Annotated in this window: 12 protein-coding genes; 2 read left to right on the top strand and 10 right to left on the bottom strand. The window is 68.8% G+C overall.

Features of this window, described 5'->3' with window-relative positions:
- Nucleotides 1–179: 179 nt before the first annotated feature.
- From ACFVHY_RS08795 to pgsA, 5 genes are all read right to left on the bottom strand, one after another.
- Nucleotides 180–374: a DUF3046 domain-containing protein gene (locus tag ACFVHY_RS08795; protein WP_058250181.1), complete on the bottom strand. Its 195-nt coding sequence runs from the start codon at nucleotides 372–374 to the stop codon at nucleotides 180–182.
- Complete coding sequence (locus tag ACFVHY_RS08790; protein WP_390271495.1) at nucleotides 365–1567, bottom strand: glycosyltransferase; 1203 nt, start codon at nucleotides 1565–1567, stop codon at nucleotides 365–367. Before ACFVHY_RS08790 ends, ACFVHY_RS08795 begins: the two co-directional genes overlap by 10 nt.
- 29 nt (nucleotides 1568–1596) lie before the next feature.
- Entirely contained in the window at nucleotides 1597–2412 is an 816-nt protein-coding gene (pspA, locus tag ACFVHY_RS08785; RefSeq protein WP_058250180.1) for a phage shock protein PspA, read from the bottom strand.
- A 95-nt stretch (nucleotides 2413–2507) separates the two neighbouring features.
- Entirely contained in the window at nucleotides 2508–2879 is a 372-nt protein-coding gene (locus ACFVHY_RS08780) for a helix-turn-helix transcriptional regulator (RefSeq protein WP_280361374.1), read from the bottom strand.
- Nucleotides 2880–3049: 170 nt separating this feature from the next.
- Entirely contained in the window at nucleotides 3050–3751 is a 702-nt protein-coding gene (gene pgsA, locus ACFVHY_RS08775) for a CDP-diacylglycerol--glycerol-3-phosphate 3-phosphatidyltransferase (RefSeq protein WP_390270914.1), read from the bottom strand.
- Nucleotides 3752–3882: 131 nt separating this feature from the next.
- On the opposite strand from pgsA, the gene ACFVHY_RS08770 reads away from it, so the two are divergent.
- Together ACFVHY_RS08770 and ACFVHY_RS08765 are read left to right on the top strand one after the other, a co-directional pair.
- A complete protein-coding gene (locus ACFVHY_RS08770; protein WP_058250177.1) occupies nucleotides 3883–4398 on the top strand; it encodes an amino-acid N-acetyltransferase in 516 nt (171 codons plus the stop codon).
- 2 nt (nucleotides 4399–4400) lie between these two features.
- Nucleotides 4401–4685 carry a YciI family protein gene (locus tag ACFVHY_RS08765; protein ID WP_390270910.1) on the top strand — a complete coding sequence of 95 codons (285 nt, stop codon included), beginning with the start codon at nucleotides 4401–4403 and terminating at the stop codon, nucleotides 4683–4685.
- Between the two features lie 40 nt (nucleotides 4686–4725).
- On the opposite strand, the gene ACFVHY_RS08760 is transcribed toward ACFVHY_RS08765, so the two are convergent.
- The 5 genes from ACFVHY_RS08760 to dapA form a co-directional block, all read right to left on the bottom strand.
- Nucleotides 4726–5766 (bottom strand): TerC family protein, encoded by a 1041-nt coding sequence (locus ACFVHY_RS08760; RefSeq protein ID WP_390270907.1) that lies wholly within the window; start codon nucleotides 5764–5766, stop codon nucleotides 4726–4728.
- A gap of 219 nt (nucleotides 5767–5985) precedes the next feature.
- The gene (locus ACFVHY_RS08755; protein WP_390270904.1) at nucleotides 5986–8967 is read right to left on the bottom strand and encodes a DNA translocase FtsK 4TM domain-containing protein; all 2982 of its coding nucleotides are present in this window, start codon (nucleotides 8965–8967) and stop codon (nucleotides 5986–5988) included.
- A gap of 79 nt (nucleotides 8968–9046) precedes the next feature.
- Complete coding sequence (locus tag ACFVHY_RS08750; protein ID WP_390270901.1) at nucleotides 9047–9679, bottom strand: TIGR03085 family metal-binding protein; 633 nt, start codon at nucleotides 9677–9679, stop codon at nucleotides 9047–9049.
- A gap of 46 nt (nucleotides 9680–9725) precedes the next feature.
- Nucleotides 9726–11825 (bottom strand): ribonuclease J, encoded by a 2100-nt coding sequence (locus tag ACFVHY_RS08745; protein WP_390270898.1) that lies wholly within the window; start codon nucleotides 11823–11825, stop codon nucleotides 9726–9728.
- Nucleotides 11825–12730, bottom strand: a complete 906-nt coding sequence (gene dapA / locus ACFVHY_RS08740; RefSeq protein ID WP_159370667.1) for a 4-hydroxy-tetrahydrodipicolinate synthase — start codon at nucleotides 12728–12730, stop codon at nucleotides 11825–11827. The genes ACFVHY_RS08745 and dapA overlap by 1 nt, the downstream gene beginning before the upstream one ends.

The following is a 12730-nucleotide window of genomic DNA, read 5'->3' as shown; positions in this document are numbered from 1 at the left end:
TGAGCCGGATTTCCGGCGGGCGGTCTGTGCGGTCCGGGCGTTCATGTGATGAAAGTAGCCGGTGGGTCCGACAACTCTTCAGACGCAGACTCGGCCCGTGTGGTTCCGTCTGATTTCACCTCTGGGCACCAGGATGGACGAACACCTGTTCGATGGCAAGTGTGACACGCGGTCGCGTGTCACCAGCGATGGCGCGGTACGTCGAAGTCGCGACAGATCGCGATCCAGACGTCGCGCGGGTCGACCCCGTCGTCGATCGCCTGGGCACCCGTGCGTCCGCCGACCTCGATCAGGATGTGATCGGACAGGATCGAATCCGCCGACGGCACACCGAATTCGGTGGTCATCAACTCGGTGAACTCGGTCAGACGCACGGGTCCAGCCTAGGTGACGCCGCCAGAACGCGATGACCGACCGCCACCGGGTCGACGACGTCGGTCACCGACTCCCCGATCGCCCGCGCCGCGCGTGCATGTGCCGGATCGTCCAGGACGGCCCGCACGGCGTCGGCAACGGCGTCCGCGGTGACCGGACGCACCACCTGCCCCGCGCCGGCTCGTCGGATCCGGGCGGCGAGCTCCCACTGGTCACCTCCACCGGGTACCGCGACGACCGGCACCGACGCGAGCATCGCCTTGGCGAGGATCCCGTGCCCGGAGCCACAGATCAGCAGGTCGGCGTGCGCGAGCACCTCGTCCTGCCGGCCCGGCCCCGCCGTGATCAGTTCCCCGCGGAAGCGGGCGAGATCGGCACCGTCGGGGTCGCGGAGCCCCGAGACCACCACCCGCACGGTCCGGCCCAGTGTGTCCGGCGACAGGGCTTCGAGAGCCGCGCCGAGCATGTCGGCGGCGCCGGTCTGCGCGGTCGACGGGGCGACGACGACGAGGGGGTGATCGCCGGGAGGCACGGTGAAGTGATCGTCGGTGGGCTCCCACACCATCGGTCCGACGAGATGCGCGTCGGTCGGCCAGTCGGGGCGCGGGACCTCGAGGCCGGGAAGGGTGGCGATGAGTCGCGCCGCCGGTTCCGCGTCGACGTCACCCAGCCCGATCGTCCGCCGGGCAGCGTCCCGCTGCCGCACGCCCTGCCGGATCGATGACGCGGTGGCGGCGCGCATCAGCGTGTCGCGCAGCCGACCCCCGACGCCGCGACCCGGTTCGAGTCCGGACCCGATCGGCGGTAGTCCCCGGGACGGCCAGTACAGCGGGTGCGGCGACAGCTCGATCCAGGGCAGCCCACACAGTTGAGCCGCCCAGCCGCCGCCCACGGTGATGACGTCGGAGATGACGAGCTGCGTCCCGTCCGCACGCAGCGGCCCGACGAGCTGCTGGGCCATGCGCGCGGCGCGGGCACTCAGTTTGGCGCCGGCGTCAGAATCGTCGTCGGAGTCCTCGGCGCGCAGCCCCGGGAGATCGGCGATGTCGATCCCCCGGCGGCGCGCCGCCTCCGACCAGGTGAGGGAGGTGAACACGACCGGTGTGTCACCGGCGGAGCGGAACCGCTCGGCCAGCGCGAAAGCCGGGAAGGCATGCCCGGCGTCGGAGCCCGCGACGATCGCGACGCGCACGGGTTCGTCGTGCACGCGTGCGCGATGTGTCAGTTCTGCTGGGGCGGCTCGGTGGTCGGCGGCGCGGACTGGGTCGCCGGCTTCTGCAGACCCGGTGCGGTCGTCCCGGCGGCAGGCAGCGCGTCACCGCGCATGCTCGCGCGGATCTGCTCGAGCCGGGAATGCCCGGCCATCTGCACGCCGGCCTGCTCGACCTCCTGCATGCGGCCCTGCACGGAGTTCTTGGCCAGCTCCGCCGAACCGAGCGCGTTCGCGTAGCGTCGTTCGATCTTGTCGCGGACCTGGTCGAGGCTCGGCGTGTTGCCGGGCACCGACAGCTCGCTCATCTGGTTGAGCGACGCCGAGACCTGCTCCTGCATCTTCGCCTGCTCGAGTTGACTGAGCAGCTTCGAACGCTCGGATAGCTTCTGCTGCAGGATCATCGCGTTGCGCTCGACGGCCTTCTTGGCCTGATCGGCCGCCTGGAGCGACTGGTCGTGCAGGGACTTGAGGTCTTCCACGCTCTGCTCGGCGGTCACCAGCTGAGCCGCGAACGCCTCGGCGGCGTTGGTGTACTCGGTCGCCTTCTGGGTGTCGCCCGCCGCGGCGGCCTGATCGGCCAGCGTCAGCGCCTGGCGGGTGTTCGCCTGCAGCCGCTCGACGTCCTCGAGTTGCCGGTTCAGCTTCATCTCGAGCTGACGCTGGTTGCCGATCACCGAGGCCGCCTGCTGCGAGAGCGCCTGGTGCTGACGCTGGGCGTCCTCGATCGCCTGCTGGATCTGGACTTTCGGGTCAGCGTGCTCGTCGATCTTCGCGTTGCCGAGTGCTGTGAGGTAGCGCCACAACTTCACGAACGGGTTCGCCATGCTCGTCGTACTCCATTCAGGGGTCTGAGAACTCTGGTGACCAATCTAGCGTCTGCGAGTCCGGTGTTGAGTCGGTGTCGTTCAGACGGTGCGGGTCAGGCAGCCGCGAGAGCCGTGGCCTCCCGGCGGCCGGCGGGAGCCGGGATCACGACCTTGGTCGCGGTCAGTCCGGCCTCGGTGGCCTCGACGCCCTCGCCCATCGGCTCGGCGCCGACCACGACGGGTTCGGCACCGGCCGGACGCATGGCGCTGCCGACTTCGAGGAGCAGGTCGGCGATCTCGACGTCGAGCGCGTCGCAGATCGCGGCGAGCAGTTCGCTCGACGCCTCCTTCTGACCGCGTTCGACTTCCGAGAGGTAGCCCAGACTCACCCGCGCACCGGTGGACACCTCGCGCAGGGTCCGGCCCTGCTGCGTCCGGACCCGACGCAGGCTGTCGCCGAGCGCCTCGCGTAAGAGCATCGCCATCGAGTCTCCTCCCTACTGAACGTCTCGGCCCAACTCACTACTCGGCGCCCACCGAACCGGCGGTGCGCCTGCTGCCCTACCCAACGCTTCGCGGTCCCGACGGGTTCCCCGTAGCACCGGCGGCGTAAGCACCCACGGTCGCAACACCGTCTGATCGACGATAGTCGAAGTCAGCGACCGCCGCCGGTTCCTCCCACAGCACGTCCGCCCGGTGCCACCGCCCGGGGTGCGGTCTCATCGCGGTCGGACCGGACCTTGACCGCCTGCCAGGTGTAGTCCAGACCGGTGTAGATCGTCACCACCACCGCCAGCCCCATCAGGATGTCGGCGGCGAGCTGCCACGCTCCGCCCAGCGGGAGGAGGTACAGACCGATGGCGAGCGCCTGCAGCAGCGTCTTCAGTTTGCCGCCGCGGCTGGCCGGGATGACCTTGTGCCGCAACACCCAGAAGCGCAGGGCCGTCACCCACACCTCGCGGGCGACGATCACCACGGTGACCCACCACGGCAGGATGCCGAGGATCGACAGCCCGACGAGGGCACCGCCGATCAGGGCCTTGTCCGCGATGGGATCGGCCAGCTTCCCGAAGTCGGTGATCAGGCCGCGCTGCCGCGCGATCATCCCGTCGTACCGGTCGGTCAACGCCGCGACCCCGAAGACGATCGTCGCGATCGTGCGCCACAGCGTCGACTCGCCCGACTCCATGAACAGCGCCACCAGGAACACCGGCACCAGGACGATTCGGAACACCGTGAGTGCATTGGCGATGTTGACCACCGGCACCGGGTCCACCGGGTCGGTGATGTGGTCGGGCCCGCGGCCCACATTGGCGATGCCGTTCTCTTCGACGGCCCGCCGGATCCGGTCGGTCATGAGCTCGCTCCTGACCACGGCGTCGTGCCGCAGTTCAGGGCAGTCCTCAAGTACACGCCCATCAGGGTATCGGCAGTCCCGGCGAACGTCGTGCACAGGTCGGTCCAGCGCGGAGACTAAGCTGAATTCCCATGTCCCCCGCCGATCACGTCGTCATCCGTCGTGCGCGCACCTCCGACGTCCCGCGGATCAAAGAACTGATCGACCAGTACGCCGGGAAGATCCTCCTCGAGAAGAACCTCGTCACGCTCTACGAGTCCGTCCAGGAGTTCTGGGTCGCAGACGTCGACGGCCTGGTTGTCGGTTGTGGTGCGCTGCATGTGCTCTGGGCCGATCTCGGCGAGGTCCGCACGGTCGCCGTCGACAACGCCCACGCCGGGCGCGGCATCGGCCACCTCCTCGTCGACCGGCTCATGGCGGTCGCCCGCGAACTGCAGCTCTCGCGCGTCTTCGTGCTCACGTTCGAGACGGCCTTCTTCGCGCGGCACGGTTTCGCCGAGATCCAGGGCACCCCCGTCACGCGCGAGGTGTTCGAGGAGATGTGCCGGTCCTACGACACCGGCGTCGCAGAATTTCTCGACCTCAGTTATGTCAAACCCAACACCCTGGGCAACACCCGGATGTTGGCAACCATCGAGCAGGAGTGACCATGCCGTTCTTTGCCGTTCACTACACCTACCGCCCCGCCAGGGCCGCCCTGCGGGATCAGCACCGGCCATTGCACCGGGAGTGGCTCGCAGAAGAGAATTCGGCGGGCAACGTGCTGATCGCCGGCCCCTATCCCGACGGGTCGGGCGCGCTCATCGTCATTCGCGCAGCCGACCTCGAGGCGGCCGAGGCATTCCTCGCCAACGACCCGTTCCAGGCGCATCAGGCCGTCGACGCCATCCGCATCGACGAGTGGACGCAGGTGTTCGGGCCGTTCCCGGGCTGATGCCACATCCACCCGTCGGCGACGGGTGGACGTGGTCGGGTCAGGAGTCCTTGGACTTCGGCGCCGGGGCGTCGGTCGTGTCGCCGGCGGACTCGACCTCCGGCGTCTTCGCCACCCCGCGACTCTTGATCAGGCTGGCCACCGTGGTGATCACCAGGACACCCAGGATCACCGACAGCGACAGTCCGGTGGAGATTTCGGGGACGGCGACGTGCTCACCACCGTTGATGAACGCCAGGGTGTTCTCGTGCAGGGCGTGGAGGACCAGCTTGACGCCGATGAAGGCCAAGATGATCGACAGGCCGATGGACAGGTACACGAGGCGGTCGAGCAGTCCGCCGATGAGGAAGAACAGCTGACGCAGACCCATCAGGGCGAACGCGTTGGCGGTGAAGACCAGGTAGGGCTCGGACGTGAGGCCGTAGATGGCCGGGATCGAGTCGAGCGCGAACAGCACGTCGGTGAAGCCGATGACGATGAGGACCATCAGCATCGGGGTCGCGAGCCGCTTGCCGTTGACGCGGGTGAACAGCTTGTCGCGGTCGTAGGAGTCATGCGTGCGCAGGTAACGCTTGACGAAGCGCTCGAGACGCGTCTCGCGCTCTTCTTCGTGCTCGACCGGGTCGTCGCTCTCGCGGAGCAGCTTGACGGCGGTGAAGATCAGGAACGCGCCGAACAGGTAGAAGACCCAGCTGTAGGCGTTGATCGCGGCCGCACCGACGGCGATGAAGATGCCGCGCATGATGAGGGCCATCAGGATGCCGAGCAGCAGGACCTTCTGCTGGTACTCCTTCGGCACGGCGAACTTCGCCATGATGATGACGAAGACGAAGAGGTTATCGACCGACAGCGCCTTCTCGGTGACGTAACCGGCGAAGTACTCACCGCCGAAGGTCGAACCCCAGTTCCACCAGACGAACAGACCGAAGATGACGGCGAATCCGATGTAGATCGCCGACCAGATCCCCGACTCCTTGAGCGACGGCGCGTGGGGCACGCGCACATGGGTGAAGAAGTCGAACGCGAACAGGGCGAGGATCACCGCACAGGTGATCAGCCATACGGACAGCGAAACATCCACTTGTAACCTCCAGCAGGCAGCATGAGCTGACGAGCCAGAGGTCTCTCCCACCGAACGGGGGCCGACGCTCCGGGCCAGGGCCGCGACGATGATCGGCATCGTTGCGAATCGTGACCGTATTGACGGAGACGCCGCTTTGGGGATACTCCCCTCATGGATCTCCGGCCACCTTATACAAACTGCAGGCAACCTGCAGAAACCGCAGGTCAGCGACCCGGGTCAGGTGCCGGAACTGTCCGTTTCGTCGCCGCCGCCGGTGATCGAGGCGATCACCCCCGCCAGATCGTCGGGCTTCACGAGCACCTCTCGCGCCTTGGAGCCCTCGCTGGGGCCGACCACACCGCGCGTCTCCATCAGGTCCATGAGGCGGCCGGCCTTGGCGAACCCGACCCGCAACTTGCGCTGCAGCATCGACGTCGACCCGAACTGGCTCGACACGACCAGTTCGATCGCCTGCAGGAGATCGTCGAGATCGTTGCCGATGTCGCTGTCGATGTCCTTCTTGTCGCCCGCCTTCGCCGCGGTGACACCCTCGGTGTACTCCGGCTCGGCCTGCTCCTTGGAGAAGTCGACGACCGCGGCGATCTCCTCGTCGGTGATGTAGGCACCCTGCATGCGGATCGGCTTGTTGGCGCCCATCGGCAGGAACAGGCCGTCGCCCATGCCGATCAGCTTCTCGGCACCCGGCTGGTCCAGGATGACGCGCGAGTCGGTCAGCGACGACGTAGCGAACGCCAGCCGCGACGGCACGTTGGTCTTGATCAGACCGGTGACGACATCGACCGACGGACGCTGCGTCGCGAGCACCAGATGGATGCCGGCGGCGCGCGCCTTCTGGGTGATCCGCACGATCGCGTCCTCGACGTCGCGGGGCGCGGTCATCATCAGGTCGGCGAGCTCGTCGACGATGGCCAAGATGTACGGATACGGCTTGTAGACCCGTTCGCTGCCCAGCGGGGCGGTGATGTCTCCGGACCGGACCTTCGAGTTGAAGTCGTCGATGTGGCGCACCCGCGAGGCCTTCATGTCCTGGTAGCGCTGCTCCATCTCCTCGACGAGCCAGGCGAGTGCCGCGGCGGCCTTCTTCGGTTGCGTGATGATCGGCGTGATGAGGTGCGGGATCCCCTCGTACGGGGTGAGCTCGACCATCTTCGGGTCGATCAGGATCATCCGCACCTGCTCCGGTGTCGCACGGCTGAGCAGCGACACGAGCATCGAGTTGACGAAGCTCGACTTGCCCGAGCCGGTCGACCCGGCGACCAGCAGGTGCGGCATCTTCGCCAGGTTGGCGCTGACGAAATCGCCCTCGATGTCCTTGCCGAGCCCGATCACCAACGGATGCTTGTCCTTCCGGGTCGACGGCGAGTTCAGCACGTCGGCCAGGCGAACCATCTCACGGTCTGAGTTGGGGACCTCGATACCGACCGCGGACTTGCCGGGGATCGGCGCGAGCAGGCGCACGTTGTCGGTTGCCGCGGCGTAGGCGATGTTGCGTTGCAGCGCGGTGATCTTCTCGACCTTCACGCCCGGTCCGAGTTCGATCTCGTATCGCGTGACGGTCGGCCCGCGGGTGTATCCGGTGACCGCGGCGTCGATCTTGAACTGCTCCAGCACGCCGGTCATCCGGTCGATCATGTCGTCGTTGGCGCTGCTGCCCGTCTTCGGCGGATCGCCCTCAAGGAGAAGGTCGGCGGGCGGCAGGCGATAGTCCCCGTCCGCGGTGGGATCGGACGGGATGAACGCCTCGTCGTCCGACACCCCCTCGTCCGTCATCTCGTCGTCGAGATCGGGTTCGTGCCGGGGCTCCGGTTCGGGTGCGGGACGCGGCGTGGATCGCGCGGCGGCCCGCCGGGCGGGTGTGGCACGGGTACGGGGACTCGACGCGATCACCTCGGTGACCTGCTGGTCGGCATCCGCGAAGTTCTCGGTGACGGCCTCCTCGAGCGGGGCGACGTCGGCGACGTCGGCGGGCTTGCGCCGCGACGTCCGTCCCGAGGTCCGCGCCGGTGCCGAATCCGGCGGGTAGTTGTCGTAGGGGTTCGACGAGTACGGCCGACGCCGGGACCGCGACTCGAGCGCGCCGGAGTCCCAGGGATCCGATTCGGCGGTGTCGGTCTCGGAGTCGGGTTCGTCGAAATCTGGATCGTCGTAGTTCTCGGCGTCGGCATCCCACTCCTCGTCGTCCCAGGGCGCGTCGTCCCCTCGTCCGACACCCAGCCCGAGGTAACCGGCGGCAGCGTCGACGACCTCGCGGACGGTTCGACCACTGAGGATGAGTACGCCGAATGCCATGCACAACAACAGGATCGGCACCGAGACCCACGCGGTGACACCCGCGGTCAACGGTGTGCCCACCGCGAAGCCGACGAACCCGGCCGCTCCGGATCGTCCGGGGAGGTCGACGGGCGCACCGGCGACGAGGTGCATCAGACCGAGCAGCGGAAGGATCACCAGGAACCCACCCGACAGGTAGCGGCCGCGTCGCTCCGGGGCGGCCGGCCGTCGCATCAAGACGACTGCCAGCGCGAGGAGACCGACCGGCACGAGCACGGCCGCCGACCCGATGACCGCGCGGATGAGGGCCTCGATGAAGGCGCCCACCGGACCCGCCGCACCGAACCAGACACTGGCGCCGACGAGCAGGCCGAAGGCGAGGAGACCGAGTGCTGTCCCGTCCCGCCGATGGCTGTGACCGCCGGGCCGGGGTCGACCGTTGCCGTCGGACCCGTCGTCGAACTCCTCGAAGTCCGGGTCGGTGTCGTCGATGTCGTCGAACTCTCCGACGGCCTCGGTGCGCGGTCCGCGGCCGACGCCCGAGCCCGCCCGGGCGGCGCTGCCGACGCCACGCGCGAACAACGACCATCCGGCGCCGATGCCCTTGCCCACCGCGGACGCCCCGGCCGCGGCGACGGAACGACGATGCAGGTCCACCGACTCCGCTGGTGCGGCGGACCGGGAGCTCTTCCGCGGTGCCCCGGCCTTCGACCTCGTCGAGGCACCGGCGCCCGTCTGACGACGCGAACCACCGCTCTTCGAACCACCGCTCTTCGAACCGTCACCCGCCGAGCGGCGGGCGGCGGTCGAACTCCCCCGAGCCGAACTCGCCCGCCCCGAACCACCGCGTGCGGATCCACCGCGTGTGGAACCAGCAGCGCCGCGCGCAGAGGACGCGCGTGTACCCGTGCTTGCCTTCGAAGCCATACCGACAGACTAATGGGCAGCGGTCACATCAGTCACACGGGCAACACAGACAACGGATGCGTGTCGAAGTTGTGATCGCTCAGAGGCCGCGCGAACTCTCGCGGACGCCCGTGATCGCGGCGGCGTCGCCGGCGAATGTGACGTCGACCGGTGTTCGGCCGAACGCGAACAGCACCAGCTCACCGACACGACCGGTCACGACGACGTCGTCACCCGATCCCGCGGTCACCAGATCCTCGCCGTCCGTGGTTCGCAGGGTCACGCGGGCCGGGACCTTCTTGAGGGTCATCCGGCCCATCGACTTGGCCGGCGTCCGCAGCTCCGCCTCGAGTTCGGGGGCCAGCGACCGGGGCGTCCACGGCCCGTCGGGGTCGGCGCCGCCACGCAGGACGTCTTCGTGGTGGACGAACATCTCGGCGAGGTTGGCGAATCGGTCGATCAGCTTGAACGGTGAGTAGACCGGCGGTCCGGAGGCGAGCAACGCGAGTTGGGCATCCCAGTCCTTCGACGTCGCCTGGGCCCGCACCTTCTCGGTGTGGCCGGCGAAAGCCGGGATGAGGATGCCCGGCCCGGTGTCGGGGCGTCGTTCCCGGACCACGAGATGCGCCAACAGATCGCGGGTGGTCCAGCCCTCACACAAGGTGGGCGCGTCGGGGCCCACCTTTCGAAGGGTCTCGACGAGGGCTGCTCTTTCCTTCTGCGCTCCGGTCACACGACCACGGTAGCGACAAAGCCGCGGTCTCGTTCCGCGACGCCGGTCAGTCCCCGACCGCGATGACCGTCGGCACGATCATCGGACGGCGACGATAGGCGGTCGACACCCAGCGTCCGACCGCACGGCGAATCCCCTGGGCGATCCGGTGCGTGTCGGAGACACCCTCGGCCGCCAGCGAATCCAGCGTCTGGTTGACGATGTCCGCCGCCTCCTTGAGCGCGTCCGGGTCGTCGGAGAAGCCGCGTCCGGAGACCTCGGGTGTGCTCACCGCACGGCCCGTCGTCACGTCCACGGCGACGGTGATGGCGATGAAGCCGCCCTCCCCCAGCACGAGCCGTTCGGAGAGCGTCGACTCCCCCACGTCGCCGACCGAGAGGCCGTCGACGTAGACGTGCCCGACCGGAACCCGTCCGACGATGTCGGCGCGTCCGTCGACGAGGTCGACCACCACGCCGTCCTCGGCGAGGACGACCCGGTCCTCGGGCACACCGGTCGCGACCGCGAGCGCGGCGTTGGCGCGCAGGTGCCGCCATTCGCCGTGTACGGGCATCGCATTCGACGGGCGCACCGCGTTGTAGAGGTAGAGCAGCTCACCGGCCGAGGCGTGGCCCGAGACATGGACCTTCGCGCTCTGCTGGGTGATGACGGTCGCGCCGCGCTTGGCCAGCCCGTTGACGACGGCGAACACCGAGTTCTCGTTGCCGGGGATGAGCGAGGACGCCAGCACGACGAGGTCGTCGGCCCGGATGTTGATCTGCCGGTGCTCTCCGCGCGCCATCCGGGAGAGCGCGGACAGCGGCTCGCCCTGCGAGCCGGTGGAGATCAGCACGACGCGGTGGTCGGGCAGGGTTGCCGCGGTGTCGAGATCGACGACGACGCCGTCGGGTACGGAGAGGTAGCCGAGATCCTGCGCGATCTGCATGTTGCGCACCATCGAACGGCCGACGAAGGTGACCCGCCGATTGTGGGTGTGCGCCACGTCGATGATCTGCTGGATGCGATGGACGTGGCTCGCGAACGACGCCACGATGACCCGCTGTTTGGCCTTGCCGATGACCTGGTCGAGCACCCCGCCGATCTGGCGTTCCGGAGTCACGAAACCGGGAACCTCGGCGTTGGTCGAGTCCACCAGGAACAGGTCGACGCCCTCGTCGCCGAGGCGGCTGAACCCGGCGAGGTCGGTGAGGCGACCGTCGAGGGGCAGCTGGTCGAGCTTGATGTCGCCGGTGTGCAGCACGACGCCGGCGGGGGTCCGGATCGCGACGGCCAGGGCGTCCGGGATCGAGTGGTTGACGGCGAAGTACTCGCACTCGAACGGGCCGTGCGAGGTCTTCTGACCTTCGACGACCTCGACGAGCTTGGGCCGCAGGCGATGCTCGCGACACTTGGCCTCGACCAGGGCGAGCGTGAACTTCGCGCCGATCACCGGGATGTCGCTGCGTAGCCGGAGCAGGAACGGCAGAGCGCCGATGTGGTCCTCGTGGCCGTGGGTCAGGATCACCGCGTCGACGTCGTCCATGCGGTCTTCGATGTAGCGGAAGTCCGGCAGGATCAGGTCGACGCCCGGTTGTGCGTCCTCGGGGAAGAGCACACCGCAGTCGACGATCAGCAGACGGCCGTCGTACTCGAAGACGGTCATGTTGCGGCCGATCTCGCCGATGCCGCCGAGCGCCACCACGCGCAGACCGCCCTTGGGCAGTCGGCGGGGTGTGCCCAGCCGGTCGACGGGGGCCGGGGTCGCCGGCTCGGGCCGGCGGCCGCCACGGGCGTCGCCGCGCTCGTGGCGGGGGCGACGGGTGTTCGACGCGGGGCTCGCCGGACGCTTGGCCGCGTGCTTCGGCGAGGTCGCGTTGGACTTCGGCTCCGAGGATCCGGTCCGCTCGGCTCGCGCGCGCCGGGGTTCCCGTGCCTTCGAGGTCACCTCGACGGGCTCGGCGGACGGGGTGGGCTCGGCGGACGGGGTGGGCTCGGCGGACGGGGTCGGCTCGGCGGGCGGGGTCGGCTCGGCGGACGGGGAGGCCACAGCGGGGGGCGGACTCGGCGGGCCGGCCTTGCGGGCGGCGGCCCGGCGTCGGGTCCGGGGGCGGACGGTGCCGGTGGTGTCGTTGCCGGTGTGGGGGCCGGTGGTGTCGTTGTCGGTCATCAGATCAGCACACCCGCCGCGCGCAGATCCACGATCAGTTCCTCGATCTGCGCCGGGTTCGCGGGCACCTGCGGCAGGCGCGGGTCGCCGACCTCCAGCCCGAGGATGCGCAGTGCCGCCTTCACCATCGTGACCCCGCCGAGGCGGCCCATGGCGTTGACCAGCGGCAACATCGAGGTGTTGATCGCGCGGGCGGTCGGCAGATCGCCCTTCTCGACGGCGATCTGCATGTCGCGCAGGCGATCCGGGACGAGGTGGCCGATGACGCTGACATAACCGGTCGCGCCGATCGACAGCCACGGCAGGTTGAGTGCGTCCTCGCCGGACAGGTACTCCAGGCTGGTGCTGGCGATCAGGCCGGCCGCCGAGTGCAGGTCGCCCTTGGCGTCCTTCACCCCGCGGATGTTGGGGTGTTCGGCCAGGGCGAGCATCGTCTCGTTCATGATCGGGACCACCGATCGCGGCGGGATGTCGTAGAGCAGCACCGGCAGCGCGGTGGCGTCGGCGACGGTCCGGAAGTGTGCGAGGAGCCCGGCCTGCGGCGGCTTCGAGTAGTAGGGGGTCACCACGAGGAGCGCGTGAGCACCGATCTTCTCGGACTCGATCGCGAACCGGACGCTCTCGGCGGTGTCATAGCTGCCTGCGCCCTGGGTGATCCGGGCCCGGTCGCCCACCGCGTCGAGGACCACCCGCAGCAACTCGAGCTTCTCCGGCACGGTGGTGGTCGGCGACTCACCGGTGGTGCCGGACACGACCAGCCCGTCACATCCCTTGGCGACCAGGTGGTCGGCGAGGACGGCGGCCTTGTCCAGATCGAGGCTTCCGTCCGGGCGGAAGGGGGTGACCATCGCAACCACGTTCGTCCCGAAGGGATGCTCGTGCAGCGGTTCCTGGACTGCGTTCAT

It is taken from the genome of Gordonia sp. NPDC127522 (assembly GCF_042672305.1).
In the GTDB taxonomy this organism is placed as follows: Bacteria; Actinomycetota; Actinomycetes; order Mycobacteriales; family Mycobacteriaceae; genus Gordonia; species Gordonia hongkongensis.
Note: the sequence above shows the minus strand (reverse complement) of the source record. Positions and strands in the feature narration are given on the sequence as shown.

What these genes read in the sequence shown, in the direction of transcription:
- dapA (WP_159370667.1), bottom strand. Translation starts at nt 12,730, where the DNA reads ATGAACGCAGTCCAGGAACCGCTGCACGAGCATCCCTTCGGGACGAAC.
- pspA (WP_058250180.1), bottom strand. Translation starts at nt 2,412, where the DNA reads ATGGCGAACCCGTTCGTGAAGTTGTGGCGCTACCTCACAGCACTCGGC.
- ACFVHY_RS08770 (WP_058250177.1), top strand. Translation starts at nt 3,883, where the DNA reads ATGTCCCCCGCCGATCACGTCGTCATCCGTCGTGCGCGCACCTCCGAC.
- ACFVHY_RS08745 (WP_390270898.1), bottom strand. Translation starts at nt 11,825, where the DNA reads ATGACCGACAACGACACCACCGGCCCCCACACCGGCAACGACACCACC.
- pgsA (WP_390270914.1), bottom strand. Translation starts at nt 3,751, where the DNA reads ATGACCGACCGGATCCGGCGGGCCGTCGAAGAGAACGGCATCGCCAAT.
- ACFVHY_RS08765 (WP_390270910.1), top strand. Translation starts at nt 4,401, where the DNA reads ATGCCGTTCTTTGCCGTTCACTACACCTACCGCCCCGCCAGGGCCGCC.
- ACFVHY_RS08780 (WP_280361374.1), bottom strand. Translation starts at nt 2,879, where the DNA reads ATGGCGATGCTCTTACGCGAGGCGCTCGGCGACAGCCTGCGTCGGGTC.
- ACFVHY_RS08755 (WP_390270904.1), bottom strand. Translation starts at nt 8,967, where the DNA reads ATGGCTTCGAAGGCAAGCACGGGTACACGCGCGTCCTCTGCGCGCGGC.